Source organism: Amycolatopsis sp. NPDC104863 (genome assembly GCF_055582965.1).
In genome coordinates this window covers 1,903,700-1,927,541 of record NZ_JBVJOW010000001.1, presented here as the reverse complement: position 1 = coordinate 1,927,541, position 23,842 = coordinate 1,903,700, and the positions used below count along the sequence as shown (strand labels likewise).

Sequence of the window (23,842 nt, the reverse complement as noted above, 5' to 3'; positions counted from 1 at the left end):
GCCGACGCGCGGACATGCGGCACTGCTAATCTTCGTCAAGAGAGTTGCTTGAGGGTTTGACCGCTTGGGTTCGCACAAGAAGCAGCGAGGGGAAATGGCGGACAGGTTCGAGTTCGTCCTCGGGGTCGTCGAAGCCCTCGTCGTCGGTCGGGCGACCGGTGGCGACGTCCGGCGGTACCCGTTGCGCGCCGGGAACCTCCCGGCCGACCCGGTGCGGTTCGTCGGGGTCGCGCGTCAGGTCTACGACGCGCTCGAGGAGCGCCGGCTTTCGGTTTCGGGCGAGCTGCACCCGGGGGTGCGGACGGCGTTCGAGCTGCTCGCCGCGCCCCGTGTTTCGGTTGCCGTGAGCGGGATCGACGGCCTCGGCGCCGACGTCGCCGTCCTCGTGGTCACCGACGGCGCCCAAGCGCTCGGCGTCACCCAGGCCCCGGACACCGACGACCTGCTGTTCTCGCTCTTCGCGGACGAGGAGCTGGTCGAGGTGGTCACCGGCGTCCTGCCGCCGGCCCCGGCCGCGACCACCGGCAAGCACGTCGTGCACCGCGCCGCCGGGCGCGAGGTCTCGGCGATGACGGCCAAGCGGATCGCGGACGCGGAGTTCGACGAGGAAGAGACCGACGCCTTCGGCATGATCGAGGTCAAGGCCGTCGTGCGGCCGGGCCGCCGTCCGCCGGCGCCCAAGCAGTCCGACGTCGCGGTGCTCGAGCGGGTGCTCGCCGAGCCGCGGCTGGGCGGCGGCCACATCGCCGTCACCGCGCAGGGCCGGCACGGGGAGCGGGTCGCGGGTGAACCGCTGAGCTGGCTCGACACCGCCGACGGCCGCTACCTCGTGCACACCACCACCGGCGAGGCCGGGGAACTGACGGCGGAGTACGCACCGGCCGGGCGGGCCGACCTCGCCCGCGCCATCCGCCGCGCGATCGCCGCGGTCTACTGACCGGGAAGGAACAGCCCTGATGACGGAAGAGACCGAGGCGACCGCCCAGGCTCTCCAAGCGACGATGCAGCTGCAGTCCGCGACGACGCCCGAGACGAAGGCGCTGGCCGCGGTCCGGATCGGCCTCGCCGGTGCTCAGCTGAAGCGGCTCGCCCAGAGCGGCGGCTTCGCCATCGACGACACCACGGGCAACAAGCTGATCGAGGCCCTCGAGGGCGTGCTGGAGTCGCTCGAGCAGCGCTGGGCCAACCTGCAGCGCCTGCACGACGCGCCGGCGATGAGCCGCACCGCGACCGGGCAGTGGGTCTCCGCGCACATGGTCAGCACCGCCGCCGACGAGAACGGCCTGGTCACGCAGCTGCAGGCCGCCCGGCAGGAGTTCCCGACCTACATCGAAGCCATCAAGCTGGCCAAGCAGAACTACAAGTCGCGGGAAGAGGACACGCAGGCGAAGATCGTCGCGCTCCCGACCGCCGACCAGAGCTGAGGGAGACCGTGGCAGCCACCGCCGAGTCCGTGTCGGACCCCTCGTCCCCGGACTACAACCCGCGCAGCCCGCTCTACGACGTGACGGCCGATTCGTCGTCGAAGTACTACGTCGGGCCGCTGAAAACGGACAACACGCCCTCGGGCGACGAGATCCGCGAGATGGCGACCAAGCAGATCGACGACGAGATCCGGGCCGGCTGGCTCGGCCCGGCCGTCGACCCGGTGCTGCGCGACAAGAAGATCCAGGAGCTGTACCAGCAGCACCTGGACGACGCGAAGCACGGCCTCGACGAGGGCCTGACGATGCGTGAGAACGGCGGCGCGCCGAAGACCCTGTGGGCCAACGCCAGCCACGAGCAGATGAACGAGGCCATCACGAAGGACGCCAACCCGGCGACCGTCGCGGAGACCTCGGAGGAGTGGGTGAGCGTCGGCAACGACCTGGGCACGCACCAGAAGACCCTCGGTGACGCGATCAACGCGAGCACCAGCAACTGGCAGGGTGACGCGGGTGACGCCGTCCGCGAGCACCTCGCCGGGGTCGGCAAGTGGCTGGGCGCGACCGCGCAGGGCGCGACGCTGGCCGGGCGCCAGCAGGAGATCCACTCGCAGACGCTCAACGAGACCCAGCGGCAGATGGCGGCCAACCCGCCGGTGCAGTTCGACCTGCAGAGCACCAACCAGCGCCTGATGTCGATGACCGACCCGGTGCAGTACGCGGCGGCGGCCGGCGAGGCCATGCAGACCTACCGGGCGCAGACGGCCGCGCGCGACCACGCGGCGCAGATCATGACGCAGTACGACGAGACCATCGGCGGCGCGGTCGCGACGCCGCGGTTCCCGGCTCCGCCGAAGCTGCCGTCCGCCACCGCGACCAACCGCGACAGCATGGCCCGTGGCTCGGGCGGGGCGGGCTCCGGCGGCGCCGAGCCGCTGGCCGCGCGCACCCTGGCGGACCAGGCCTCGGCGAGGATCCCGGCCGACGGGTCCGCGGCCGGCTTCGACGGGGTCAACGGCCCCGGCGGCTCGGGCGCGGGCGGCCCCGGTGCGGGCATTCCCGGCGGCGGGTCGGGAGCCGGCGGCTCCGGCTTCTCCGGCAGCGGCATCCCCGGCGACGGCTCGGGCGGTCCCGGCGGCTCCGGCCCGGGCGGTTCCGGGTTCTCGGGTGCGGGCATCCCCGCCGCCTCGGGCGGGGGCGGCGCGGGTGGCTCGGGCGCCGGTGGCGGCGGCTTCACCCCGCCGAACTTCGACATGCCGAACACCCCCGGCGGCGGCAGCTTCTCCGGCGCCGGCATCCCCGGCTCGTCGATCCCGCACCCCAGCGACACGACGACGACGTCCGGCTTCTCGCCCTCGGGCATCCCGGGCGGCGGCGGGCCCGGCGGCAGCGGGTACACCCCGCCGAACATCCCCATCCCGGACATCCCGGGTGGCGGCTCCGGCGGCATCCGCGGCGGCAGCCCGATCCCGGGCTTCACCCCGCCGGGCATCGACCCGATCACCGGGCTGCCCACCGGCACCGGCGGGATCGGCGGCACGGGCGGGATCGGCGGCGGCAAGCTGCCGACCATCGGCCGCGGCGGCGGGATCAACGGCGAGAGCATCGCGAGCCGGCTCGGCGGGATCGGCGGTGGCGGCGCGGGCGGCGGCGGTTCCCTCGGGGGGATCGGCGGCGGCACCGGCGGCGCCGGGGCCGGCGGGGCGAGCGGGCGCGGCGTCGGCAACCTCAGCGGTGGTGCCGCGTCCGGCGCGGCCGCGGAGGCCGAAGCGGCGGCAGCGCGCAATGCGATGTCCGGGCGCGGTGCGGCCGGCGCGGCGGGCCAGCCCGGCATGGGCGGCATGGGCGCCGGCGCCAAGGGCGGTAAGAAGGAAGACGACAAGGAACACAAGGCAGCCGCCTACCTCGAGAGCGACGACCCGAACTTCTTCGCGGGTGAAGAGGCCGTGGCGCCCCCGGTGATCGGCGACTGGAAGAACCAGGATTGGAAGTGAGCGCATGACGGCGGGCGGCTTCGAAGTCGAGCCGGACGACCTGGTTGCGCACGCGAGTCACGTGGACAGCCTGATCGACCGGCTGAACACGGCGGTTTCGGCGGCGGACACGGCGATGTCGGACCACGCGTACGGGCTGCTGTGCGCGTTCCTCCCGCCGATCATCCGGCCGACGGGGGAGCAGGCGAAGGACACCCTGAACGCGTCGATCGAAGGCGTGCAGGGGCTGTCGGACAACGTCCGCACGGCCGCGCAGTCCTATCGCGACGGTGAAGAAGGCAACGCGCAGCCGTTCGAGCGTCAGCTCTCGGCTTCGCCGCGCACGGCGGAAGAAAAGGTGAAGGCATGACAAGCCCGGGCACCAACGGGCTGGGGGACCTGATGCGGGATCCGGACGAGACGATTCGCCGGATGGACGACTGGGCGGCCGGGTTCGCGGCGAAGGCGCAGCGGTACCAGGCGGCGCAGGAGCAGACCGAACGGCTGCGGCTCACCGCGTCCAGCTCCGACGGCGCGGTCAGCGTCACCGTCGGCGCGGACGGCACCGTCACCGACCTCACCTTCAGCAACAAGGTCAAGTCGTTCCCGCTCGAGGAGCTGTCCCGGCAGATCCTGACCACGATGCGGCGGGCGCAGTCCGGCATCGCCGAGCGGGTCGCCGGCGTGATGAGCGAACAGCTCGGCGACGAGGACCGCGAGACCCGCTCGGCGCTGCTCGACTCGCTGCGCGGCCGGTTCCCCGACCCGGACGAGCCGGACGAGCCGCAGCCGCCCGCCGAGCCGGGGCCCGTTCCGCCCGCCCCGGCCGGGGGCGCGGCAGTTCCGCCGGCGCCGGCGGCCCCGCAGGCTTCGCCGCCGCCGCGGCGCCCCGCCGCGGCGGACGACGAAGACAACAACCCGTGGTGATTCGGTTCGCCCCGTACGTCAGGAAGGCCGTTTAGTGGCGAACCCGCTGGTCGCGGAGACGAAGGACTCGACGAAGGCGTACTCGGGCGTTTCGCTGCTGGAGACGGCGTTCGACCTGAAGTCCGCGATCGAAAGCGGTGACTGGGCCGCCGTCGCGATGGGGGCCGTCGGGACCGCCCTCGACGCCCTCTCCATGGCGATGGACCCGTTCGGCGCGATCCTCGCGGCCGGCGTCGGCTGGCTGATGGAGCACGTCGGGCCGCTCAAGGAGGCCCTGAACGGGCTGACCGGCAACGCCGACGAGATCGCCGCGCAGGCCGAGACCTGGAAGAACGTCGCGGCCGAGCTGGGCAGCATCGGCGAGGACCTGACCGGCATGGTCAAGGCCGACACCGCGTCCTGGACGGGCAACGCCGGCGACACCTACCGCCAGCGCGCCCAGGACACCGTGACGCTGCTGGAAACCGCGCAGAAGGGCTGCGAAGGCGCTTCCAGCGGGGTGAAGACGGCCGGTGAGGTCGTCGCCGCGGTGCGCGCGCTGGTCCGCGACATCATCGCGGAGCTGATCGGGCACCTGATCAGCTGGGCGCTGCAGGTGGTGTTCACCCTCGGCATCGGGCTCACCTGGGTGGTGCCGCAGGTGATCGGCGCGGTCGCGAAGACCGCGTCGAAGATCGCCGATCTGGTGAAGCGGCTGGTCACGGCGCTGAAGGCGCTGATCCCGCTGCTCAAGCGCGCCGGCGACCTGTTCACCGACGCCGCGAAGGCGCTGCGGAAGATCAAGCCCGGCAAGGGCGCGCCGCCGCCGAAGCACGCCGACATCAACGGCAACCCGAAGGGCCTGGACGGGCCCAAGGGCAAGGGCGGCCCGGACGCCCCGCCGGCCAAGACGGACCCGCCGCCGGCCTCGAAGGGCCCGGACGACAGCACCCACTCCTCGGGCGCCAAGGGCGACCCGCCGCCGAAGACCGACCCGCCGCCCGCGTCGAAGGGCCCGGACGACACACCGAAGAGCCCGGACCCGACGCCGGACGGCGGGGGCACCGGCCCCTCGGGCGCCGGCAAGGGCGGGGGCGGCAAGAGCCCCGACAGCACCAGCCCGTCGTCGAACAAGCCGGACAACCCGCGCGACCGCGGGGTCGGCGGCGACGACCGCGTCTGCAAGTCCGACCCGATCGACGTCGCGACCGGCGAGATGGTGCTCGCCCAGGCCGACGTCGACTTCCCGGGCCCGCTCGCGCTCGTGCTGGAGCGCACCCACGTCTCCTCCTACCGCGCGGGCCGGCTGTTCGGCGCCTCCTGGGCGTCCACAGTGGACCAGCGGCTGGAGCTCGACGACGAGCACGCCTGCTACTTCTCGCCGGACGGCATGATCCTCGTCTACCCGCTGCCGGTGCGCGGCGGTGATCCGGTGTTCGCGCTCGAAGGACCGCGCTGGACGCTGGCGATCGACGACGAGACCGGCGAGTACCTGCTCGACGACCCGGCGCAGCGGCGGTCGCTGGCCTTCGCCGCGCCGTCCGGCCCCGCCCCGGCGCGCGGCGTGCGCGTCCTCCCGGTGACCCGGGTCGAAGGCGGCGACGGGCGCACGATCGAGGTCACCCACGACGAGGCCGGCCGGCCGCTGTCCTGGCTGCACTCCGACGGCTACCGCGTCGACCTGCGCATCGAGGGCGGCCGGCTGCGCGAGCTGACCGTCGTCGACGTCGAAGGCACGCTGACCGTGCCGGTCACCGCCTACGGCTACGACGACCGCGGCCGGCTCGCCACCGTGGTGAACTCCTCCGGCCGGCCGATGAAGTACGACTACGACGTCGAGGGCCGGATCACCGGCTGGCAGGACCGCAACGGCGCCTGGTACCGGTACGTCTACGACCAGGCGGGCCGGTGCGTCCGCACCGTCGGCGACCAGGGGTACCTCGACGGCAGCTTCAGCTACGAGCCGGGCGTCACCCGCCACACCGACTCGCTGGGCCACACCTGGACGTTCGAGCTGAACGCGCTGAACCAGGTGGTGCGCGAGACCGACCCGCTCGGCGCGGTCACCGAGCTCGTCCACGACCGCCACGACCGCCTGCTCGCGCGCACCGACGCGCTGGGCCGCACGACGTCGTTCACCTACGACGCGCTGGGCCGCCCGACCGCGGCGATCCGGCCCGACGGGTCGGTCGTCGAGCTGAACGTGGACCCGGCGCAGCCGTTGTTCGCGACCGTGACCGACGGCCCGCGGACGTGGGTGCGCGAGTACTCCGGTGAGCTCGGCGAGGAAGTGCCGGACCTGGCGACCCAGCAGGTCGGCGTGGCCTACGAGTTCGACTACCAGCGGCTCGAGCCGCTCGAAAGCGGCGCCGAGGAGCACCGGGACCTGTTCGGCCGCCCGCGGGTGCGCCGCGACGTCTTCGGCGGCCAGGTCCGGTTCGAATGGACCGTGGAGGGCCTGCGCGCGGCGCGGACCGGGCGGACCGGCGAACGCGAGCAGTGGCGCTATGACGCCGAGGGCAACGAGATCGAGCACGTCGACGCCGTGGGGGCGGTGGACCGCGCCGAGTACGGCCCGTTCGGCCTGCGCACCGCGAGCGTCGACGCCGCCGGCGCGCGGACGGTGTACGGCTACGACACCGAGCTGAGGCTCACGTCGGTGACCAACCCGCTCGGCCTGACCTGGCACTACCGGTACGACCCGGTCGGCAGGCTGGTCGAGGAACGCGACTTCGACGGCCGTGTGCTGCGCTACCACTACGACGCCGCCGGCCAGCTGACACGCTCGGTCAACGGCCTGGGCGAGGCGGTCGACTACACCCACGACCCGCTCGGCAACGTGGTCCGGCGGCAGACCCCGACGGGCATCACCGGGTTCGCCTACGACCCGCTGGGCCGGCTGGTGCGGGCCGTCGAGGGTGACGTCGTCCTGGAGTTCGAGCGCGACGGGCAGGGCCGGGTGCTGCGCGAGACCGTCGACGGCCGCAGCGTCCAGCTGACCTACGCCGACAACGGGTCCGTCGTCGCGCGCCGGACGCCCTCGGGCGCCGACAGCCGGTGGACGCTCGACGCGGCGGGGAACCCGGCCGCACTGGCCTTCGCCGGCCACGACGTCCGGTTCGAGCACGACCCGGCCGGGCGCGAGGTGCGGCGGACCGTCGACGGCGCGTTCGAGCTGGCCCAGACCTTCGACGCGGGCGACCGGCTGACCGGGCAGCTCGTCTCCACCCCGAACGGCACCTTGCAGCGGCGCCGGTTCGACTACCGCCCCGACGGCTCGCTGACCGCGGTCACCGACGCGGCCGGCGTCACCCAGTACCGCTACGACGCGGCGGGCCGCGTGGTCGAGGTCGCCGCCGCCGACCACCGGGAGAACTACCGCTACGACGCCGCCGGTTCGGTCGTCGAGACCACCGTCGACGGCGCGTGGCCGGTCGACGCGGAGACGGGTCCCCGCCACTTCGCGGCCAACGCGCTGACGGCCGCGGGCGCGGTCGGGTACGTCCAGGACGCGCAGGGCCGGCTCGTCGCCCGGCACGTGCAGAGCCCCGGCGGGGTCCTGACCTGGACCTACCAGTGGGACGCGGTCGACCGGCTGATCGGCGTCCGCACGCCGGACGGCACGCAGTGGCGCTACCGCTACGACCCGATCGGCCGCCGCATCGCCAAGCTGCGGCTCGCGGCCGACGGCAGCGTCGCCGAGCGGGTCGACTTCGCCTGGGCCGACACCCAGCTCGTCGAGCAGGCCCACAGCGACGCCACTGGCCGGTCCCAGGTGCTGACCTGGGAACGGCACCCCGGCGACGACCGCCCGGTCGCGCAGGCCGAGCGCACGGCGGACGGCTGGCGGCTGCAGGCCGTCGTCACCGACCAGATCGGCTCCCCGGCGGAGCTGGCCGAGCCGGGTGGCGGCCTGTCCTGGCGGGCCCGGTCGGGCCTGTGGGGCAAGGTCGTCACGGCCGGCGGCACGCCGCTGCGCTTCCCCGGCCAGTACGCCGACCCGGAGAGCGGCCTGCACTACAACGTCTTCCGCTACTACGACCCGGGCACCGGCCGCTACCTCAGCCAGGACCCGCTCGGGCTGCGCCCGGCGCCGAACCCGGCCGCCTACGTCCCGAACCCGCTGGCCGCGGTCGACCCGCTGGGCCTGATGCTGACGTCGCCGTGCGGGAAGCCGATCACCGGCACGCCGGGCGCCGGCGGCTCGCGGCCGCCGAAGCGGCCGGGCAGCGACCTCGGCCCCGGGTCGACCGGGCGACCGGCGAAGAAGGCGAACGTGCCCACGTCCGCGACCGGCCGCACCGAGAAGCAGGGCGGCGGCACCGAGGGCGGCCGCTGGGACGACTCGCCGGGCAAGAAGAAGTACGGCAAGGGCGACTCCAACAACGACCGGAACCCACCGGGCGACGGCGAGCTCACCGACGTCGAGGACCTCAACAAGGCCAAGGACACCAGCGGGCTGTCGCCGGAGCTGCAGAAGCACCTGGACGACAACAACATCAACCCGAAGGCGAAGTGGGTCAAGGGGCACCTCGAGAACGACAACATCGGCGGCCCCGGCGAGTCGCACAACATGACGCCGCTGACCACCAAGGCCAACAGCGCGCACAAGAACGGCATCGAGAGCAGCGTCAAGGAGCTGATCGGGCGCACCAACAGCGAGGCGTGGCAGAAGGCGGGCATCGACCACGTCGGGATCAAGTACCACGTCAAGGTCTCCGACGAGTTCAAGTTCCCGAACTCCGCCAACCCGTTCGAGCGCTCGATCCGCGACCACCTGGTGATCAAGGCCGAGTACACGGGCATCGACCAGAACGTGCTGGACACGATGCGCCGGAACGGGATGAACAAGCTGCCGGAGCTGCCGCCCGTGGGCACCAAGATGGACACCATCACCGGCGTGTACACCACGCCGTCGGGTGAGATCTGGAAGAAGGGCACCAAGGGGCACGACTTCAGCTCGCTGGGCCTGAGCGGCAACGGGCACTAGCGGGGTCAATATCTCGACAGACGGCTTCCGGGGGTCGACACTGGGCCGATGACCGGCCTGATCACCGGAAGCCGTGTCCGGCTGCGGCCCGCCGCAGCCTCGGACGCCGCCCGGTTCGAGGAGATCCTGTCGCATCCCGAAGTCGCCCGCTGGTGGGCCGACGCCGAGGAGCCCGTGGCCGCCCAGGTGTCCTATCTGCTGGACCCCGACGACGGCACCACGACCTACGCCATCGAACACGACGACGTCGTCGTGGGCATCGAACTCGCCTTCGAGGAGGCCGACCCGCAGTACCGGCACGCCGGGATCGACATCGCCGTGCACCCGGACTTCCAGCACCGGGGCCTCGGCTCGGACGCGATCCGGACGCTGGCCGAGCACCTGTTCACCGTGCGCGGGCACCACCGGGTGGTGATCGACCCGGCGGCGGACAACAAGTCCGCGATCCAGCTCTACCAGTCGCTCGGCTTCCGGCCGGTCGGCACGATGCGCTCCTACGAGCGAGGTCCGGACGGCAACTGGCACGACGGGCTGCTGATGGACCTGCTGGCCGAAGACCTCGTCCCGGCGTTCGCCGGCTCGTGAGCACCCCGGCTCCGGCCGGCGCGGACCGGCAGCTGCGGCGGGTCGCCGTGGCGAGCGCGATCGGGACCACGATCGAGTGGTACGACTACTTCATCTACAGCACGGCGACGGCGCTCGTGTTCGGCAAGCTCTTCTTCACGACCCTCTCGCCCGCGTCGGGCACCCTCGCGGCGTTCGCGACGCTCGGCGTCGGGTTCCTGGCTCGCCCGGTCGGCGGGATCCTGTGGGGCCACTTCGGTGACCGCGTGGGCCGCAAGGCGATGCTGGTGCTGTCGCTGCTCCTCATGGGGGTGGCCACCGTCGGAGTCGGCCTGCTGCCGACGTACTCGGCGATCGGGGTCTGGGCCCCGATCCTGCTGCTGGTGCTGCGGCTGCTGCAGGGCCTGAGCGCGGGCGGTGAGTGGGGCGGCGCGGCGCTGATGGCCGTCGAGCACGCGCCGGAGGGGCACCGCGGGCGGTACGGCGCGTTCTCGCAGATCGGCGTGCCCGCGGGGTTGATCCTGGCGCAGCTGTTCTTCTTCGTCCTCGGCCGCACCATGACCGACGCCCAGTTCGCCGCGTGGGGCTGGCGGGTGCCGTTCCTGGCGAGCATCGTGCTCGTCGGCGTCGGCCTGGTGATCCGGCTGCGGATCGAGGAGTCGCCCGTCTTCGCGCAGCTGCGGGAGTCGGACGCGCGCAGCCGCCGGCCGATGGTCGACGTCTTCCGCGAACGGCCGCGCTCGGTGCTGGTGGCGACGGGCAGCTTCATCGCGAACACCGCGATCGGCTACATCTTCCTGGCGTACCTGCTGTCCTACGGCACATCGGTGCTGAAGATCGACCGCACCACGCTGCTGGTGGTGGTGATCGTCGGCAGCGTGACGTGGCTGGTGAGCATCCTGGTGTCCGCGGCGTGGTCGGACAGCGTCGGCCGCAAGCCGGTCTACCTGGCCGGGTCGATCCTGCTGGTGGTCTGGCCGATCCCGTTCTTCCTGCTGGTGGACACCAAAGCCGCGGTCTGGCTGATCGTCGCGGTGGTGGTGCTGAACATCGGCCTCGGCGCGACGTACGGGCCGCAGTCGGCGTTGTTCGCGGAGCTGTTCGAGCCGCGGTACCGCTACAGCGGGGCTTCGTTCTCCTACGCCGTCGGCGCGGTGCTGGGCGGTGCCTTCGCACCGTTGATCGCGACGAAGCTGCAGGCGGTCACGGGCACCTCGTTCTCGGTGTCGCTCTACCTCGTGGCGGTGGCGCTGCTGAGCCTGGTGGCGGTGTTGTTCATCCCGCGCTCACAGCCGGCCTAGGCGGACGGCGGCCGCCATCCGCTCGTAGCCCGCATCCCCCGGGTGGAGGTGGTCGCCCGAGTCGTACGCCGGGAGCATCCGGAGCGGGTCGGCCGGATCGCGGACCGCGGCGTCGAAATCGACCACGCCGTCGAAGACGCCGCTGGTGCGGATGAACGTGTTCACCGCGGTCCGGGTGGCTTCGAGGGTTTCGTCGTAGACGCCCCAGCCCTTGAACGGCGTGAGCGTGCCGCCGAGGACGCGGATGCCGCGCGCGTGCGCCTGCGCCACCAGCTGGCGGTAGGCCGAGGTGATCGCGGCCGGGTCGGTCTGGTGCGGGTCCTGCTGGATGTCGTTGATGCCTTCGAGCACGATCAGCGTCCGCACCCCGCCGACGCTCAGCACGTCGCGGTCGAAGCGGGACAAGGCGTTCTGGCCGGCGCCGGAGCCGGGCACGTCGAGCAGCAGCCGGTTGGCGCTGATGCCCGCGTTGAGGACGCCGAAGCGGCCGTGCAGGCGGTCGGCGAGGTAGTCCGGCCAGCGGTGGTTCGCGCCGGAAGCCGAGCCGACGCCGTCGGTGATCGAGTCGCCGAGCGTCACGATCGAGGCCTCGGCCCCGCCTTGGACGTCGACGCCGGAAACGTAGTGCCAGACCGACGTCTGCTCGGTGTAGGGCGCGCCGGACTCGCTGCCGGCGAAGTCCCCCGCGCGGGTGAAGTACGACGTCTGCGTCGCGGCCGGGTGGTAGGTCACCGGCCCGGACTTGGTGGGCACGTAGGTGGTGACGAGCAGGTTCGTGTCGGCGGGCACCCGCAGGCCGACCGCGTCGCTCAGCGCCTCACCGCCGGCCGGCACGACAACGCTCGCCGCGCCGCCGAACGTCAGTGACCGCAGGGTGCCCGGCACCGCGTCCGCGCCGGCGCCCTGCACCGCGATGGTGACGTGCCCGAAGGTCAAAGGTGAGGCGCCGAAGGCGTTCGAGAGGTGGACGCGGGTCCGGCTGCCGCCGGCGCTCGTGTGCACGACGTTGCGGATCGAGAAACCCGGGTAGCCGTCCGGGGTGTTGGCGACGGCGGAGGCGGGCGCCGCGGCCCACGTGCCGACCCAGCCGCCCACGGCGTGCTCGGCGACGACCGGGAAGGCGCTTTCCGGATTCGCGCTGCCGGACGTCGTCAGGATGCCGAACCCCGTCAGGACAGCCGCGCTCACGGCGAGGAAGCGTCGCATGTACTCACGGTGGCGTGGTTGCGATGACCGAGGGACCGCTGATCAGGTGAGCGAGGTGGACAAGATCCCGGACAGCGAGGGGCGGGCCCGTCCGGGATTCTGGGGATGCCGGACGGGCCCGCGCGAGGTGGCCGTTGCCGCGACGGCCGCTCGCCGGAGCCGCCCGGTCCCGATCAGGCGGAGGCTGGCCGGATCGTTGCGTCGTGGTGACTCCGGAGGGCGTGTGCGAGACGCCCTCACCCAGAGCACGGTCATCGGAGCGGGGTGGTTCAGCGCGGCGCGGAGGTTTCTGGCCGGCGCGGTCTCCGGCTCACGCCGCGGCGGGGAACCCGCCGCCCACCGCGAGGTGGCCGGCTTCGGTCAGTTCGGCGGGCGCCCACTGCCCGGGGGCGACGATCGTCGTGGGCCGCACGAGCCCGGCGCGGGCGAGGTCGTGGGCGGTGTTCTGGTCGTAGCACGAAAGCCCGTCGACGCGGAGGTCGGGTTCGCAGCTGCAGCGGAGCTCGGCGCGGCCTTCGGCGACGGCCTTGAGCATGGCGATCGCACGGCGGCTGAGCGCGCTCGGAAGGGTGGACATGGGTCTGGCCTCTCGGTCCGGCTGGTGGTGGCGCGAGTGCTGCAGCTCGTTACTCAGTAGTACGGCGTGCTTACCCGCGCGGTTCACTTCGATCGCGCCGGATGGCCTCTTGACAGCGGAAACCTCAACGAGCAGGGTCAGTCATCGGATGAATAAGCCCCACTGAGCCTCTGGTGGGTCCAGTCTGCCGTCTTTCCGCCGTACTCATCCGATCCCTGGAGGTTCAGTGACGACCTTCCCCCGCCGTCAAGCCCTCGGCATGGCCGTCGGTGGCGCCGTGGCGCTCACCGCGGCCGGCCTCACCCCGGCCGGCGCGTCCGTGCCCGCCGTCGACGCCGCCGCGGACAGCCCGGACACCCCGATCGTCCCGCCCCCGCCCCCGCCGCCGGTCCCGGTCGCGCTCGACGCCTGGTTCTCCAACGACGGCATCGACAGCGCGTCCGCCACGGGCGGCGACTTCGACGGGTCCGGGTACACCTTTCCGGCCGAGCACCTCCCGGCGACCGCGACCGTCGGCGGCATCCCGTTCAAGCTCGGCTCCGCGGCCGCCGGCGCGAAGAACAACATCGCCGCCACCGGCCAGAAGATCGACCTGCCGAAGGGAAAGTACTTCGTCGCGTACTTCCTGGTCGCCGCCAGCTACGGCACGACCGGCGGCACCGCGACCGTGCACTACGCCGACGGCAGCACGAGCACCGGGTCGCTGTCCGGCCCGGACTGGTACACCGGGACCGGCGCCCTGGTCGCGCCGTTCCGCTACGCGCCGGGGGGAGTCGTCGACAACAACCCCGTTTCCCTGGCCACCGGCCAGGTCTGGGTCGACCCGGCCCGCGAAGCCGTCGGCCTGACCCTGCCCACGACCGCAGCGCCCGCGCCGAACGTCTCCAGCCTGCACGTCTTCGCGCTCACCCTGCAGCCGGTGGCCGTCGGCCGCTCCGCGCTGGTGCTGGACGGCCGCTCGAGCGCCAACCTGCTCACCGACGGCGGCCCGCAGGCGGCCGAGGCGACCGTGGTCAACGCGGGCACCGTCTGGCTCGGCGCGCGCGACCGCGTCACGGTCACCCTCGACGTCCCCGGCGGCCGGACCACCGTGCCGGCGACCATCCGCGCGCTGGCGCCGGGGGAGCAGGCGACCGTGCGGCTCGGCCTGGCGCCGAACGCGTCGGTCCCGCCCGGCACCACGACGAACGGCCAGATCCGCGTGACCGCCGGCCGCGGCACCCTGGCCACCCAGCAGGTGCCGGTCACCCTCGGCATCCCGGACTTCCGGCCGACCGACGCTTCGCTGTCGACGCACCGAGCGCCGTACTGGTTCAACGACAGCAAGTTCGGCATCTTCATCCACTGGGGGGTGTACGCGGTGCCGGCGTGGGCGCCGGTCGGGCAGCAGTACGCGGAGTGGTACTGGCAGAACCAGCAGGACCCGAACGGCGCGACCTACGCCTACCACCGGGAGAAGTACGGCGAGGACTTCGTCTACGACGACTTCATCCCGCTGTTCACCGCGAAGAAGTTCGACCCGCGCAGCTGGCTGAAGCTCATCGCGGACGCGGGCGCCGAGTACTACGTCCTCACCTCGAAGCACCATGACGGCTTCGCGTTGTGGGACACCGCGGTCAGCGACCGCAACTCCGTCAAGCTCGGCCCGAAGCGCAACATCATCAACGAGCTGTTCACGGCGTCACGCAAGTACACCCCGCAGCTGCGCAACGGCCTGTACTTCTCGCTGCCGGAATGGTTCAACCCCGACAACCCGTGGATGGGCCACGCGCCGCGCAACCCCTACACCGGGGCGCCGCTGCCCTACACCGGTTACACGGCCGGGAAGGACTTCGTCCGCGACTACCAGGCGCCGCAGGTGCTCGAGCTGATCTCGAAGTTCGACCCGGACGTGCTGTGGTTCGACATCGGCGGTGTCAACGACTCGCGCGCGGTGGTCTCGGAGTACTTCAACCACGCGAAGAACCGCAAGCGTCCCAAGGACGTCACCTACAACGACCGCGGCGGCATCCCGGACCACGACTTCACGACACCGGAGTACACGACCTACCCGAACACCGTGGTGGCGAAGTGGGAGGCGAGCCGCGGCCTCGACCCGTTCTCCTACGGCTACAACCGCGCGACCCCGGACGACCGGTACATGACGGCGGAGGAGGTCGTCCGGACGCTGGTCGACATCGTGTCGAAGAACGGCAACTTCCTGCTGGACATCGGCCCGGACTTCGACGGCACGATCCCGGACGTCATGCAGCAGCACCTGCGCGACGCGGGCGCGTGGCTGAAGGTGAACGGCGAAGCCATCTACGGCACGACGTACTGGTCCCGGATGGCCCAGCTCGGCGACCTGCGGTTCACGGTCAAGCAGAACGAGGCGTTCTACGTGCACTCACTGGCGGCGCCGGGCAGCAGGCTGGTGGTCGACGCGCCGGTCCCGATCCGCGGCGGTGACCGGGTGACGATGCTCGGGTATCGCGGCAACCTGCACTGGACCGTGGAGAACGGCTCGCTGGTGATCGACGTCCCGGCCGCGGCCCGCCAGGCGGGGCGCTTCGCCTGGGTGTTCAAGATCGCCTGGAGCTAGAGGTCGGCGTTCTTGCCGATGTACAGCTCCGCGAACGCCGCCGCGGCCGCGGGCGAACCCAGCAACCGGCGCATCCGGGCTTCCGCGATGCGTGCCAGGAACGGGTTGCCGCCCGTGGTCGCGGTGTGGTGGAAGATGTCCGACAGCCACAGGGAAAACTCCTGGTACTGCCAGATCAGCGGCAGGCACGCGGCGGAGTAGCCGGCCAGCCGGTCCGGGTCGCCCGCGTAGTACGCCTGGAACGCTTCGGCGAGCAGGAACGCGTCGTGCAGGGCGAGGTTCATGCCCTTCGCCGCGATCGGCGCGACCAGGTGGGCCGACTCACCGGCCAGGTGCAGGCGGCCGTGCGACATCGGCTCGACGACGTAGTTGTGCATGTCGAGGATGCGCTTCTCGATCAGCTTTCCCTCGGTGATCGGGCCGTCCGGCACCGCCAGGCGCGCCTGCAGCTCCGTCCAGACGCGGTCGTCGGGCCAGTCGGCCTCGGTCTCGCCGGCGGCGGTCTGCAGGTAGAACCGCGTCACCTGCGGGGTGCGGGCCATGTGCGCGCCGAACCCGCGCGGGTGGATGCCGAAGAGCACACCGTCGGCGGACGGCGGCGCCTCGGCCAGCAGGGCCAGCCAGCCGATCCCGTAGTCGTGGTGGGCTTTCACCGTGGAATCCGCGGGCAGGTAGCGCTGGGAGACCCCGCGGGCGCCGTCGCAGCCGGCGACGAAGTCGCAGTCGACGCGGTGCTCGCCCGCGGCCGTCCGGAACGTGACCGCGGGGGCGTCCGACGTCAGGTCGTGCAGCCGGACGTCGGCGACCTCGAAGACCGCTTCACCGCCGGCGCCGGTGTACTGCGCGACCAGGTCGGTGACCAGGAGCTGTTGCGGGCACACGAAATGCCGTTGCCCGGTGACGTCGCCGTAGCGGAAGGCGTGCCGCTTCCCGGCGAACCGGAACTCGAACTTCTCGTGCTGCGGCGCCTTCGCGAGGAGCTGTTCACCGAGGCCGCGCTGCCGCAGCCCGCGGACCGCCCACTCTTCGATGAACCCGGCCCGCGGCCGCTGCTCGATGAACGCGCGGCTCTGCTCTTCCAGCAGCACACAGCCGATCCCCGCGCGCCGCAGGAGGTTCGCCAAGGTCAGCCCGGCCGGACCCGCCCCCACCACGACCACCGCCGTGCGTGTCGCCACCATGCGCCCGAGGGTAGCGCGAACCGGACGAATCGTTCAGTAGAAATGGCGCAGCCGCGGCCACGCCGACGACCACGGCTCGGTCAGCGTGCACAGCGAGAGCAGCACGCCGTTTTCGTCGTTGTCGACGTCTTCGGGCGCGCGGTGCAACCCGGCCGGACGGCACCCGGTGATCAGCTGGGCCGCGGGCGTGCCGCGCTCGGCCCGTCCGATGAGCAGCACCGGGCCGACCAGCCGGTCCGGCGGTGGTCCCCAGTCGGCGTAGGACATGTGCGGCGAGTACGGCCGGGGCAGCCCGAGCGCGGGCCCGTAGTGCTCCAGCGCGCCCGCCTCGCCGTAGTTGCCGGCGAGGATCACCGCGGTGTCCCGCTCGGTCGCCGGGATCCGCGCCCAGGCGTCCGCGACACTGCCGGCGAACTCCGGCCAGCCGATCTGCTCACCCGGCTCCTTGTTCACCGCCAGCACCGGCCCCAGCGCCGAAGCCGGCAGCACCGGGAGTCCGATGAGGACGGACACCACGACGCACACCGCAGCCGCCGCGCCGGTCAGCGCCCGCCGGGTCGCCCCGCCCCGGCGCAGCCACCGCAGCGCCGGGTCCGCGCCGAGCGCGACCAGCCCGAGCAGCAACGGCACCGAGTAGTACGGCTTCCCGCCCAGGACGAGGAGCTCGACGCAGACCACCGGGTAGGCGATCGCGAGGGCACGCGCCCAGCGCAGGCCGGCGTGGCGCCACGGCCGCACCAGCCCGGCGATCCACACCGGCACCAGCACAGGGGAGAGGTAGACCACCTGCATCGGCACGAACAGGATGCGGTTCTCGACGCCGTCGTCTTCGCTGATCCCGCCGGCGACGGTGAGCATCGGCCAGCCGTGGGACGCCTGCCAGAGCACCACCGGCGCCGTCAGGACGGCGGCGATCGCCACCCCGCCCGCGAGCCACCAGCTGCGCAGCACCCGGCGCGGCCCGGCGACGGCCACGCCGATCCCGAGCCCGGACAGCAGCATCAGGACCAGCCACTTGTTCGCCATGCCGAGCCCGGCGGCGGCGCCGACGGCGAGCCACCAGCGGCCGTCGCCGGTCCGCAGCAGCCGCAGGCCGAAGAACGTGATCAGCGACCACAGCAGCAGGTCCGCGGTGTTGGTGGCCAGCATGTGCGTCACGACGAGCACATAGGACGACAGCACCGTGGCGATCGCGGTGAACAGCTGCGCCCCGCGGCCGCCGCCGAACTCGCGGGTGATCAGCACGACGACCACGACCGTCGCCATGCCGAGCAGCGTCGCGGCCACGCGCAGGCCCGTCGGTGTCTCGCCGAACAACGCCGTCGACGCGCGGGCCAGCCACGGCGTGATCGGCGGCTGGTCGACGTACCCCCAGTCGGGCCGGTGGCCGGCGGCGACGAAGTACAGCTCGTCGCGGTGAAAGCCGTACCGGCCGGACAGGACGGTCAGGACCACCGCCTGCGCGGCGACCACGATCCCGACTCCGACCGCGGCAAAACGTGGCAGCAACCCGGATTCGCGACCGGCCCCCATGGCAGTCTCCCCTCGGCGTGCCCGGATCGTACGCCGGGGATCAAGCCTCCGGGAGCGCTCCGAGGAATTCACCGCCCGCGTCCGCGACCAGCTCGGCGATCGACTGGACACGGCGGATCGGCGTGAACTCGACGTCACCACGATCGGTCACCGTGAAGCCGTGCACCGCCGGGCGCGGCAGCGTGTTGTACGCGTAGTGCGCGCCGAAGTAGTAGGCGCCGGTGTCGTGTGCGACGACGAAGTCGCCCGGCTCCAGCAGCGGCAGCGGCCGCTCGCGGGCGAGGAGGTCACCGGCGAAGCACAACGGCCCGGCGATGTCCTGCGGCACTTCGGGTCCGCTCTTCGGCGTCCCGGTGGGATCGAGCGCGCTGAGCCGCAGTGGCCAGTGCTCCGGCTGCAGCACCGTGCGGGCCGCCACCTGGGCGCCCGCGTGGGTCACGGCGATGGGCCGGCCGCCCGCGACCTTCGTGTACTCGACGGTGCTGACGAGGAACCCGTTCTTCGCCAGCAGGGAGCGGCCGAACTCGGTGACGAAGGAGTACCGCCCGTCGGCCAGGGCCGGGACCCGCGCGAGCAGCGTCGCGACGTAACCGGCGTAGGTCGGGCCCGGCTCGTCGGACGCGAAGTTCACCGGCAGCCCGCCGCCGAGGTCGAGGCTAGTGACCTGCCGGTACCCGGCCTCGGTGTTGATCTCCTCGGCGAGCGTGTGCACCGCGGCGACCCCGGCGGCCATCAGCTCCGGCGGGCAGCCCTGCGAGCCGACGTGGACGTGCAGCCGGGTCAGCCACGGCCGGCGCGCGAAGGCCTCGCGGAGTCGTTCCCGGTTCCCGTTGTCGCGCAAGGGGATGCCGAACTTCGACGCGGCGGTCGCGGTGCTCGTGTCACCGATCCGGCCGGCCCCGACCTGGGGGTTGATCCGCAGGCCCAGGACCGACCGCGGTGGTGTGGCGCCGATCAGCGCGTCGAGCCGGGCGAGCTCCTGGAAGTTGTCGGCGTTGACCGCGGTGCCTTCGGCGAGGGCGTGCGCGAGCTCGGCGGTGGTCTTGGCGGGGGAGTCGAGCACCAGCCGCGGGCCGCGGAGCCCGGCGGCTTCGGCGACCGCGGTTTCGCCCGGGCTCGCGACCTCGGCGTCGACCCCGAGGTCGCCGAGGAACCGCAGGAGCGGCGCGAGGCCGCACGCCTTGGCGGCGACCGTGTGCTGGACGCGCCCGAGCGGGGCGAACGCGTCGGTGAGCTCTTCGACGGCGGTGCGCAGGCCGGCGAGGTCGACGAAGCCGGCCATCGGGTCGACGAGCCCGCGGTCCGCCGCGGCGGCGAGGGCGAGCTGCCGGCGGTCGGCTCGGGTCAGGGGTGCGCTGGTCGTGGTCACCCCTCCAGGACAGCAGCGGCCGGCGCGGGCGGTCCAAGACCTGGTCCTGATGGCTGCATAGGATCGGCCTATAATCGCTGGGTGGACCTTCGCCGATGGCACTACTTCGCCGTGCTCGCCGAAGAGATGCACTTCACCCGGGCGGCCGCGCGGCTGTTCGTGTCCCAGCCGTCGCTGAGCCAGCAGATCCGCGCGTTCGAGGCGGAGCTGGGGGTCGCGCTGCTCGACCGCTCGGGCCCGCGGTTCGCGCTCACCGAGGCGGGCCGTGTCGCGGCGGCGGAGGCGCGGGACCTGCTCGACCGCCTGGACCGGGCGCGCGGCGTGATCACCGCGGCCGGGCGGGCCGACACCGGACGGCTGCGGATCGCCTACACCCGGTCGGCGCCCGGCCCGCTCGCCGGCGACCTGGTCGCGGCCTACCGCACGCGGCACCCGGAGGTCGAGCTGGCGCTGGAGACGGGCTGGACGAGCCTCAACCTGGCCCGGCTGGCCGCCGGCGAGATCGACGCCGGCTTCGTGCGGCCGCCGGTGTCCGAGCCGGGGGTCGAGGTGGCGGTGGTCGGCTCGGAGGAGGTGCTGATCGCCCTGCCGTCGGGGCACCCGCTGGCCCGCCGCCGTGGCCGGCTGCGGCGGGCGTGGATCGCGGCGGAACCGGTGGTGTTCTGGCCGCGGGAGAACGGCCCGGGCCAGTACGACACGATCAGCGGCCAGGTGTGGCCGGACGGCGTCCCGCCGATCGTCCGCGAAGAGCCGGAGGACGAGCAGCTGATGCGCGCGGTCGCCGAGGGCGCGGGCATCGCGGCGGTGCCGGAACACCGCGCCCGCGGCCTGCGCCGCCGAGGAGTCGTCCTGCGGCGGCTGGGGGACCCGGTGCCGCGGATCGACCTGGGCCTGGCCTGGCGGACGGGCCCGGCGCCGCCGGTGGTGCGCGCCTTCGTCGAGCTCGCCCGTGAGACGGCGGACGGCGGGCGATCGGCGCAGTAAGCTCGCGGGCAGCCGGCGTCGAAAGGGCATTTCCCATGGCAGCGCACGAAATCACCGACCGGATCGCCGACCTGATCGACGAGGAGCACCGGCTGCGCGCCGCGGCCCTCCACCACGGTGGGCTGACCCCGGCGGAGCGGGCCCGGCTGAAGGAGCTCGAACGGCAGCTGGACGAAGCCGTCGACCTGCTGCACCGCCGGCAGGCGCTGGCCGTCTTCGACGAGGACTGACCCGCCCCGCCGGCGGCCGGCCGGACAGTGCCGCCTCGATCCCCCCCCCCAACCGGAAGTCCACAGTGGACTCCTGCGCGGGAGGTCACCGCCGGGGGAGCTCCGGGGAGTCGGTGTCGAGCGGCACCGAGCCCGACCGGACCAGCCCGAGCTGGACCGTCTGGCGGCCGGTCAGCTTCTCCAGGATCCAGTCGACCGCCGTGCGCACGCGGTTCCCGGGCATCGCCATCAGGTGGTAGGCCCGCGTCACCGCCTTGGCCGGCAGCCCGGACAGCGGGATGCGCAGCGGGTTCGCCGCGGCGGCCCCGGCGCCGAGGTCGACGACAAAACCGAGGTCGTGGTGCCGGTAGCGGCGGGGACGGCCGTAGCCCACCGACGCGGCGACGTTGCGGCCGGCGAGCTTCCCCTGGCGCTCGGCGTGCTGCGCGGTCATCGCGGTGTACTCGCCGGGGCGGGTGAGGTCGGGCACCGCGGCCGCGTCACCGCAGGCGAACACGTCGTCGTGGCCCGGCACGCGCAGCTCGTCGGTGACCACGAGCCTGCCCTTCGCCGTCTCGAGCCCGAGGCCGTCCACCAGCGGGTCCGGCCGCACGCCGACGCACCAGACGAGGGTGCGGGTCGGCACGGGCTCGCCGCTGGTCAGGGTGACGCCCTTGACGTCGGCGTGGTCGACGGAGGTCTTCATCAGCACCTCGACCCCGCGGGCGCGCAGGACCTCGTCGGCGGTCCGGCCGAGCCGGGCGTCGAGCTCGGGCAGCACACGCTCGGCGACGTCGAGCAGCAGCCAGCGGATCTGCTGACCGGCGAGCTCGGGGTGGCGCGCGGCCAGCGCCTCGGTGAAGGCCGGGCCCTGCGCGGCGACCTCGGTGCCGGTGTACCCGGCGCCGACCACGACGAACGTGCACCGCGCCTCCCGTTCGGCCGGGTCGTCGGCCGCCGCGGCCAGCTCGATCTGCCGGGTGATGTGGTCACGCAGGTAGAGCGCCTCCGGCACGCCGCGGAAGCCGTGCGCGTACTCCGGGACACCCGGGATCGGCAACAGCTTGTTGACGCTGCCCGCCGCGAGCACGAGCCGGTCGTACCCGATCCGGTGGTCCTCGTCCTCCGGATCGGTGTAGCTCACTTCGCGGGTGTCGAAGTCCACGCCGGTCGCCTTGCCGAGCACCAGCCGGACACCCGGCAGCGTCTCGGGGAGGGAGACCGTCACTCGCCGCGGGTCGAGGATCCCGGCCGCCACCTCCGGCAGCAACGGCAGGTAGAGGAAGTAATCCGTCGGGTTGAGCACGACGATCTCGACGTCTTCGCCGGATTCCTTGCGCAGGCTCTTGGCCGCGTGGAATCCGGCGAAACCGCCTCCGACGATCACGGCACGCATGGGTCTCCTTCCGGGACGGATCTTCGGCCCCGCGGATTACCCCAGGTCGGGACGGGGAACCCGCGGGGTTGACCTGCGGGCACAGGGGCGTACGGTCAGGGGTGTTGGCTGTTGTTCAGAAACGTGCTCCGGTCAGCGCCCCTGCCAGCCGCAATAGGGAGCGCCATGTACGACCTCTTCCGCACGATCGATGATCCGTCCGGCTTGACCGTCACCACCACCGACCGACCGGGTGGAATCCGTGTCGTCACGCTGGTGGGAGACATCGACGCCGCCACCGTCGGCACCCTCGACCAGGCCCTCGCCACCGGTGAGCGGCTCGTCGTCGACCTGTCCCGGGTCGCCTTCCTCAGCTGCGCCGGGGTCCGGTCGCTGCTGCAGGCGAACGGCCGGGCCGACCTCGCCGTCGTCGTCGCCGGGCACGCCGTCTCGCGGTCGCTGGAGGCGACCGGCGCGGACCTCCTGCTGGAGATCCACCCGCGCACCGCCGCCGCGCTCGCCCGGTTCGCCTCGGGCCCCGTGCCGGAGGCCGGCCGGGAGGCGTGAGCGCCCCGCCGCCGGCCGTCCACTGTGGTCAGTCGTCCGGCCAGTCGCCGGTCGCCTTCCGGTAACCGACGGCGCCCGCGCGTTCGGTGGCGGCCTTGACCGCGCCGAAGATCGCCCCCTGCACCGCCGCCGCGATGACCACCTGCTGCCAGGTGTAGTCGCGGTCGGTGGCGTCGGGGGCGTCGTCCTCCCCGGCCACGCGCATCCAGACCTGCTTGAAGACCTGGCCGGCGAGCAGGCCGCCCAGAGCGCCCACCACCCAGCTCATCGGCTTGTACAAGGCCTTGTTCACGAGTTCCTCCGGCGCAGGATCAGGCGGATCAGGATCACCAGGCCCAGCACACCGGCGAAGATCGGGACCGGGTTGCTCCGGACGACGTCCGCGCCCTGGCGGAACTTCACCGCGGTCGGCTCGTTCGTGACGTCGGCGACCTTTGCGGTCGCGAGGTCGAGCTTCTCGTCGACGTTCTCCTTGACCCGGGTCTTCACGTCGAGCTTCTGCCCGAGCGCTTCCAGCGTCTCGGTGAGCTCCTCCCGGGTCGTGTCCCGGTCGAGCCGCGCCTCCTCGGCGTTCTTCGGGAAGTCCCCGCTCATGTGCGCACTCCCTGCTTCACCGTGTCCACGTCTTCGCGGACGCCGGTGATGGCCTCTTCGGGCACCGGCGGCACCGCCTGCGTGACTTCCTTCTTGCCGACCAGCGCCGCGATCCCGGCGATCACGAACAGCGCGACCGCGATGATGACCGCCGCCAGCCAGCCGGGCACGACCAGCGCCAGTGCCAGCACGGCGGCCGCGACCAGCGTGCCCGCGCCGAACAGCGCGAACAGCCCGGCCGCACCGAACAGCCCGGCGCCGAGGCCCATCTTCTTGCCCTTGGTCCGCAGTTCGAAAACGGCGAGCCGCATCTCGTCCCGCACGAGCCGTTTCACCTCGTCGGTGAGGTCGGTCACCAGCTCACCCACCGACCGGTCGGCGGCCGGCTTCTTGTTGACTTCTTCGATCATGGAACACCTCCTCGCCTGGCCGCCGTGTACCCGGCCCGGTGCGGCGTCAACCACGGCGATCCGCCGGGTTTGCCCGGTCCGGCGCCGGGTGGCCAGGG

General features: G+C 72.8%; 21 protein-coding genes. 12 read left to right on the top strand and 9 right to left on the bottom strand.

The window, feature by feature from the left end:
• The first annotated feature begins 94 nt into the window (after nucleotides 1-94).
• From ACZ63J_RS08520 to ACZ63J_RS08485, 8 genes are read left to right on the top strand one after another with little or no spacing between them, the layout of a single operon-like run.
• A complete protein-coding gene (locus ACZ63J_RS08520; RefSeq protein WP_465336863.1) occupies nucleotides 95-937 on the top strand; it encodes an ESX secretion-associated protein EspG in 843 nt (280 codons plus the stop codon).
• A 19-nt stretch (nucleotides 938-956) separates the two neighbouring features.
• On the top strand, nucleotides 957-1,424 hold the full coding sequence (locus ACZ63J_RS08515; RefSeq protein ID WP_465312439.1) for a hypothetical protein: 468 nt from the start codon (nucleotides 957-959) through the stop codon (nucleotides 1,422-1,424).
• 8 nt (nucleotides 1,425-1,432) lie between these two features.
• Nucleotides 1,433-3,418 carry a hypothetical protein gene (locus tag ACZ63J_RS08510; protein ID WP_465398657.1) on the top strand — a complete coding sequence of 662 codons (1,986 nt, stop codon included), beginning with the start codon at nucleotides 1,433-1,435 and terminating at the stop codon, nucleotides 3,416-3,418.
• Between the two features lie 4 nt (nucleotides 3,419-3,422).
• Nucleotides 3,423-3,767, top strand: a complete 345-nt coding sequence (locus tag ACZ63J_RS08505) for a type VII secretion target (protein WP_465312437.1) — start codon at nucleotides 3,423-3,425, stop codon at nucleotides 3,765-3,767.
• On the top strand, nucleotides 3,764-4,324 hold the full coding sequence (locus tag ACZ63J_RS08500; protein WP_465398656.1) for a YbaB/EbfC family nucleoid-associated protein: 561 nt from the start codon (nucleotides 3,764-3,766) through the stop codon (nucleotides 4,322-4,324). Before ACZ63J_RS08505 ends, ACZ63J_RS08500 begins: the two co-directional genes overlap by 4 nt.
• A gap of 34 nt (nucleotides 4,325-4,358) precedes the next feature.
• Nucleotides 4,359-9,293 (top strand): DUF6531 domain-containing protein, encoded by a 4,935-nt coding sequence (locus ACZ63J_RS08495; RefSeq protein WP_465398655.1) that lies wholly within the window; start codon nucleotides 4,359-4,361, stop codon nucleotides 9,291-9,293.
• A gap of 48 nt (nucleotides 9,294-9,341) precedes the next feature.
• Complete coding sequence (locus tag ACZ63J_RS08490; protein ID WP_465312434.1) at nucleotides 9,342-9,878, top strand: GNAT family N-acetyltransferase; 537 nt, start codon at nucleotides 9,342-9,344, stop codon at nucleotides 9,876-9,878.
• Nucleotides 9,875-11,158, top strand: coding sequence for an MFS transporter (locus tag ACZ63J_RS08485; protein ID WP_465398654.1), 1,284 nt, complete (start codon nucleotides 9,875-9,877; stop codon nucleotides 11,156-11,158). The genes ACZ63J_RS08490 and ACZ63J_RS08485 overlap by 4 nt, the downstream gene beginning before the upstream one ends.
• Here ACZ63J_RS08485 and ACZ63J_RS08480 read toward each other — a convergent pair.
• On the bottom strand, nucleotides 11,144-12,364 hold the full coding sequence (locus ACZ63J_RS08480; RefSeq protein ID WP_465398653.1) for an SGNH/GDSL hydrolase family protein: 1,221 nt from the start codon (nucleotides 12,362-12,364) through the stop codon (nucleotides 11,144-11,146). The genes ACZ63J_RS08485 and ACZ63J_RS08480 overlap by 15 nt on opposite strands.
• A gap of 310 nt (nucleotides 12,365-12,674) precedes the next feature.
• Nucleotides 12,675-12,941, bottom strand: coding sequence for a hypothetical protein (locus ACZ63J_RS08475; protein WP_465439370.1), 267 nt, complete (start codon nucleotides 12,939-12,941; stop codon nucleotides 12,675-12,677).
• A 226-nt stretch (nucleotides 12,942-13,167) separates the two neighbouring features.
• Between ACZ63J_RS08475 and ACZ63J_RS08470 the strand changes: the two genes are divergently transcribed.
• The gene (locus tag ACZ63J_RS08470) at nucleotides 13,168-15,522 is read left to right on the top strand and encodes an alpha-L-fucosidase (RefSeq protein ID WP_465398651.1); all 2,355 of its coding nucleotides are present in this window, start codon (nucleotides 13,168-13,170) and stop codon (nucleotides 15,520-15,522) included.
• On the opposite strand, the gene ACZ63J_RS08465 is transcribed toward ACZ63J_RS08470, so the two are convergent.
• The 3 genes from ACZ63J_RS08465 to ACZ63J_RS08455 are packed head-to-tail and all read right to left on the bottom strand — an operon-like array spanning nucleotide 15,519 to nucleotide 19,605.
• Nucleotides 15,519-16,703: a 4-hydroxybenzoate 3-monooxygenase gene (locus ACZ63J_RS08465; RefSeq protein WP_465398650.1), complete on the bottom strand. Its 1,185-nt coding sequence runs from the start codon at nucleotides 16,701-16,703 to the stop codon at nucleotides 15,519-15,521. The genes ACZ63J_RS08470 and ACZ63J_RS08465 overlap by 4 nt on opposite strands.
• 33 nt (nucleotides 16,704-16,736) lie before the next feature.
• The gene (locus ACZ63J_RS08460; protein WP_465398649.1) at nucleotides 16,737-18,236 is read right to left on the bottom strand and encodes a glycosyltransferase family 39 protein; all 1,500 of its coding nucleotides are present in this window, start codon (nucleotides 18,234-18,236) and stop codon (nucleotides 16,737-16,739) included.
• Between the two features lie 40 nt (nucleotides 18,237-18,276).
• Nucleotides 18,277-19,605 carry a type III PLP-dependent enzyme domain-containing protein gene (locus ACZ63J_RS08455; RefSeq protein ID WP_465398648.1) on the bottom strand — a complete coding sequence of 443 codons (1,329 nt, stop codon included), beginning with the start codon at nucleotides 19,603-19,605 and terminating at the stop codon, nucleotides 18,277-18,279.
• An 81-nt stretch (nucleotides 19,606-19,686) separates the two neighbouring features.
• Here ACZ63J_RS08455 and ACZ63J_RS08450 point away from each other — a divergent pair, with 81 nt between their 5' ends.
• Together ACZ63J_RS08450 and ACZ63J_RS08445 are read left to right on the top strand one after the other, a co-directional pair.
• Nucleotides 19,687-20,589: a LysR family transcriptional regulator gene (locus tag ACZ63J_RS08450; protein WP_465398647.1), complete on the top strand. Its 903-nt coding sequence runs from the start codon at nucleotides 19,687-19,689 to the stop codon at nucleotides 20,587-20,589.
• 35 nt (nucleotides 20,590-20,624) lie between these two features.
• Nucleotides 20,625-20,819, top strand: a complete 195-nt coding sequence (locus ACZ63J_RS08445) for a DUF2630 family protein (RefSeq protein ID WP_465312426.1) — start codon at nucleotides 20,625-20,627, stop codon at nucleotides 20,817-20,819.
• 85 nt (nucleotides 20,820-20,904) lie between these two features.
• Here ACZ63J_RS08445 and ACZ63J_RS08440 read toward each other — a convergent pair whose 3' ends face one another.
• On the bottom strand, nucleotides 20,905-22,194 hold the full coding sequence (locus tag ACZ63J_RS08440) for an NAD(P)/FAD-dependent oxidoreductase (RefSeq protein ID WP_465398646.1): 1,290 nt from the start codon (nucleotides 22,192-22,194) through the stop codon (nucleotides 20,905-20,907).
• Nucleotides 22,195-22,359: 165 nt separating this feature from the next.
• Here ACZ63J_RS08440 and ACZ63J_RS08435 point away from each other — a divergent pair, with 165 nt between their 5' ends.
• On the top strand, nucleotides 22,360-22,740 hold the full coding sequence (locus ACZ63J_RS08435) for an STAS domain-containing protein (RefSeq protein WP_465398645.1): 381 nt from the start codon (nucleotides 22,360-22,362) through the stop codon (nucleotides 22,738-22,740).
• A 28-nt stretch (nucleotides 22,741-22,768) separates the two neighbouring features.
• Here the strand turns inward: ACZ63J_RS08435 and ACZ63J_RS08430 are convergent, their stop codons facing one another.
• Genes ACZ63J_RS08430 through ACZ63J_RS08420 form a run of 3 tightly spaced genes read right to left on the bottom strand, consistent with a single transcriptional unit; the run spans nucleotide 22,769 to nucleotide 23,744 of the window.
• Nucleotides 22,769-23,032, bottom strand: coding sequence for a DUF4235 domain-containing protein (locus ACZ63J_RS08430; RefSeq protein WP_465312423.1), 264 nt, complete (start codon nucleotides 23,030-23,032; stop codon nucleotides 22,769-22,771).
• A complete protein-coding gene (locus ACZ63J_RS08425; protein ID WP_465312422.1) occupies nucleotides 23,029-23,334 on the bottom strand; it encodes a DUF3618 domain-containing protein in 306 nt (101 codons plus the stop codon). Before ACZ63J_RS08425 ends, ACZ63J_RS08430 begins: the two co-directional genes overlap by 4 nt.
• The gene (locus tag ACZ63J_RS08420; protein WP_465398644.1) at nucleotides 23,331-23,744 is read right to left on the bottom strand and encodes a phage holin family protein; all 414 of its coding nucleotides are present in this window, start codon (nucleotides 23,742-23,744) and stop codon (nucleotides 23,331-23,333) included. The genes ACZ63J_RS08425 and ACZ63J_RS08420 overlap by 4 nt, the downstream gene beginning before the upstream one ends.
• Nucleotides 23,745-23,842 lie beyond the last annotated feature (98 nt).

Bases quoted from the DNA above. Each gene is read 5' to 3' on its own strand.
- ACZ63J_RS08520 (WP_465336863.1), top strand. From the start codon at position 95: ATGGCGGACAGGTTCGAGTTCGTCCTCGGGGTCGTCGAAGCCCTCGTC.
- ACZ63J_RS08500 (WP_465398656.1), top strand. From the start codon at position 3,764: ATGACAAGCCCGGGCACCAACGGGCTGGGGGACCTGATGCGGGATCCG.
- ACZ63J_RS08440 (WP_465398646.1), bottom strand. From the start codon at position 22,194: ATGCGTGCCGTGATCGTCGGAGGCGGTTTCGCCGGATTCCACGCGGCC.
- ACZ63J_RS08445 (WP_465312426.1), top strand. From the start codon at position 20,625: ATGGCAGCGCACGAAATCACCGACCGGATCGCCGACCTGATCGACGAG.
- ACZ63J_RS08460 (WP_465398649.1), bottom strand. From the start codon at position 18,236: ATGGGGGCCGGTCGCGAATCCGGGTTGCTGCCACGTTTTGCCGCGGTC.
- ACZ63J_RS08435 (WP_465398645.1), top strand. From the start codon at position 22,360: ATGTACGACCTCTTCCGCACGATCGATGATCCGTCCGGCTTGACCGTC.
- ACZ63J_RS08490 (WP_465312434.1), top strand. From the start codon at position 9,342: ATGACCGGCCTGATCACCGGAAGCCGTGTCCGGCTGCGGCCCGCCGCA.
- ACZ63J_RS08480 (WP_465398653.1), bottom strand. From the start codon at position 12,364: ATGCGACGCTTCCTCGCCGTGAGCGCGGCTGTCCTGACGGGGTTCGGC.
- ACZ63J_RS08465 (WP_465398650.1), bottom strand. From the start codon at position 16,703: ATGGTGGCGACACGCACGGCGGTGGTCGTGGTGGGGGCGGGTCCGGCC.
- ACZ63J_RS08420 (WP_465398644.1), bottom strand. From the start codon at position 23,744: ATGATCGAAGAAGTCAACAAGAAGCCGGCCGCCGACCGGTCGGTGGGT.
- ACZ63J_RS08515 (WP_465312439.1), top strand. From the start codon at position 957: ATGACGGAAGAGACCGAGGCGACCGCCCAGGCTCTCCAAGCGACGATG.
- ACZ63J_RS08475 (WP_465439370.1), bottom strand. From the start codon at position 12,941: ATGTCCACCCTTCCGAGCGCGCTCAGCCGCCGTGCGATCGCCATGCTC.
- ACZ63J_RS08505 (WP_465312437.1), top strand. From the start codon at position 3,423: ATGACGGCGGGCGGCTTCGAAGTCGAGCCGGACGACCTGGTTGCGCAC.
- ACZ63J_RS08425 (WP_465312422.1), bottom strand. From the start codon at position 23,334: ATGAGCGGGGACTTCCCGAAGAACGCCGAGGAGGCGCGGCTCGACCGG.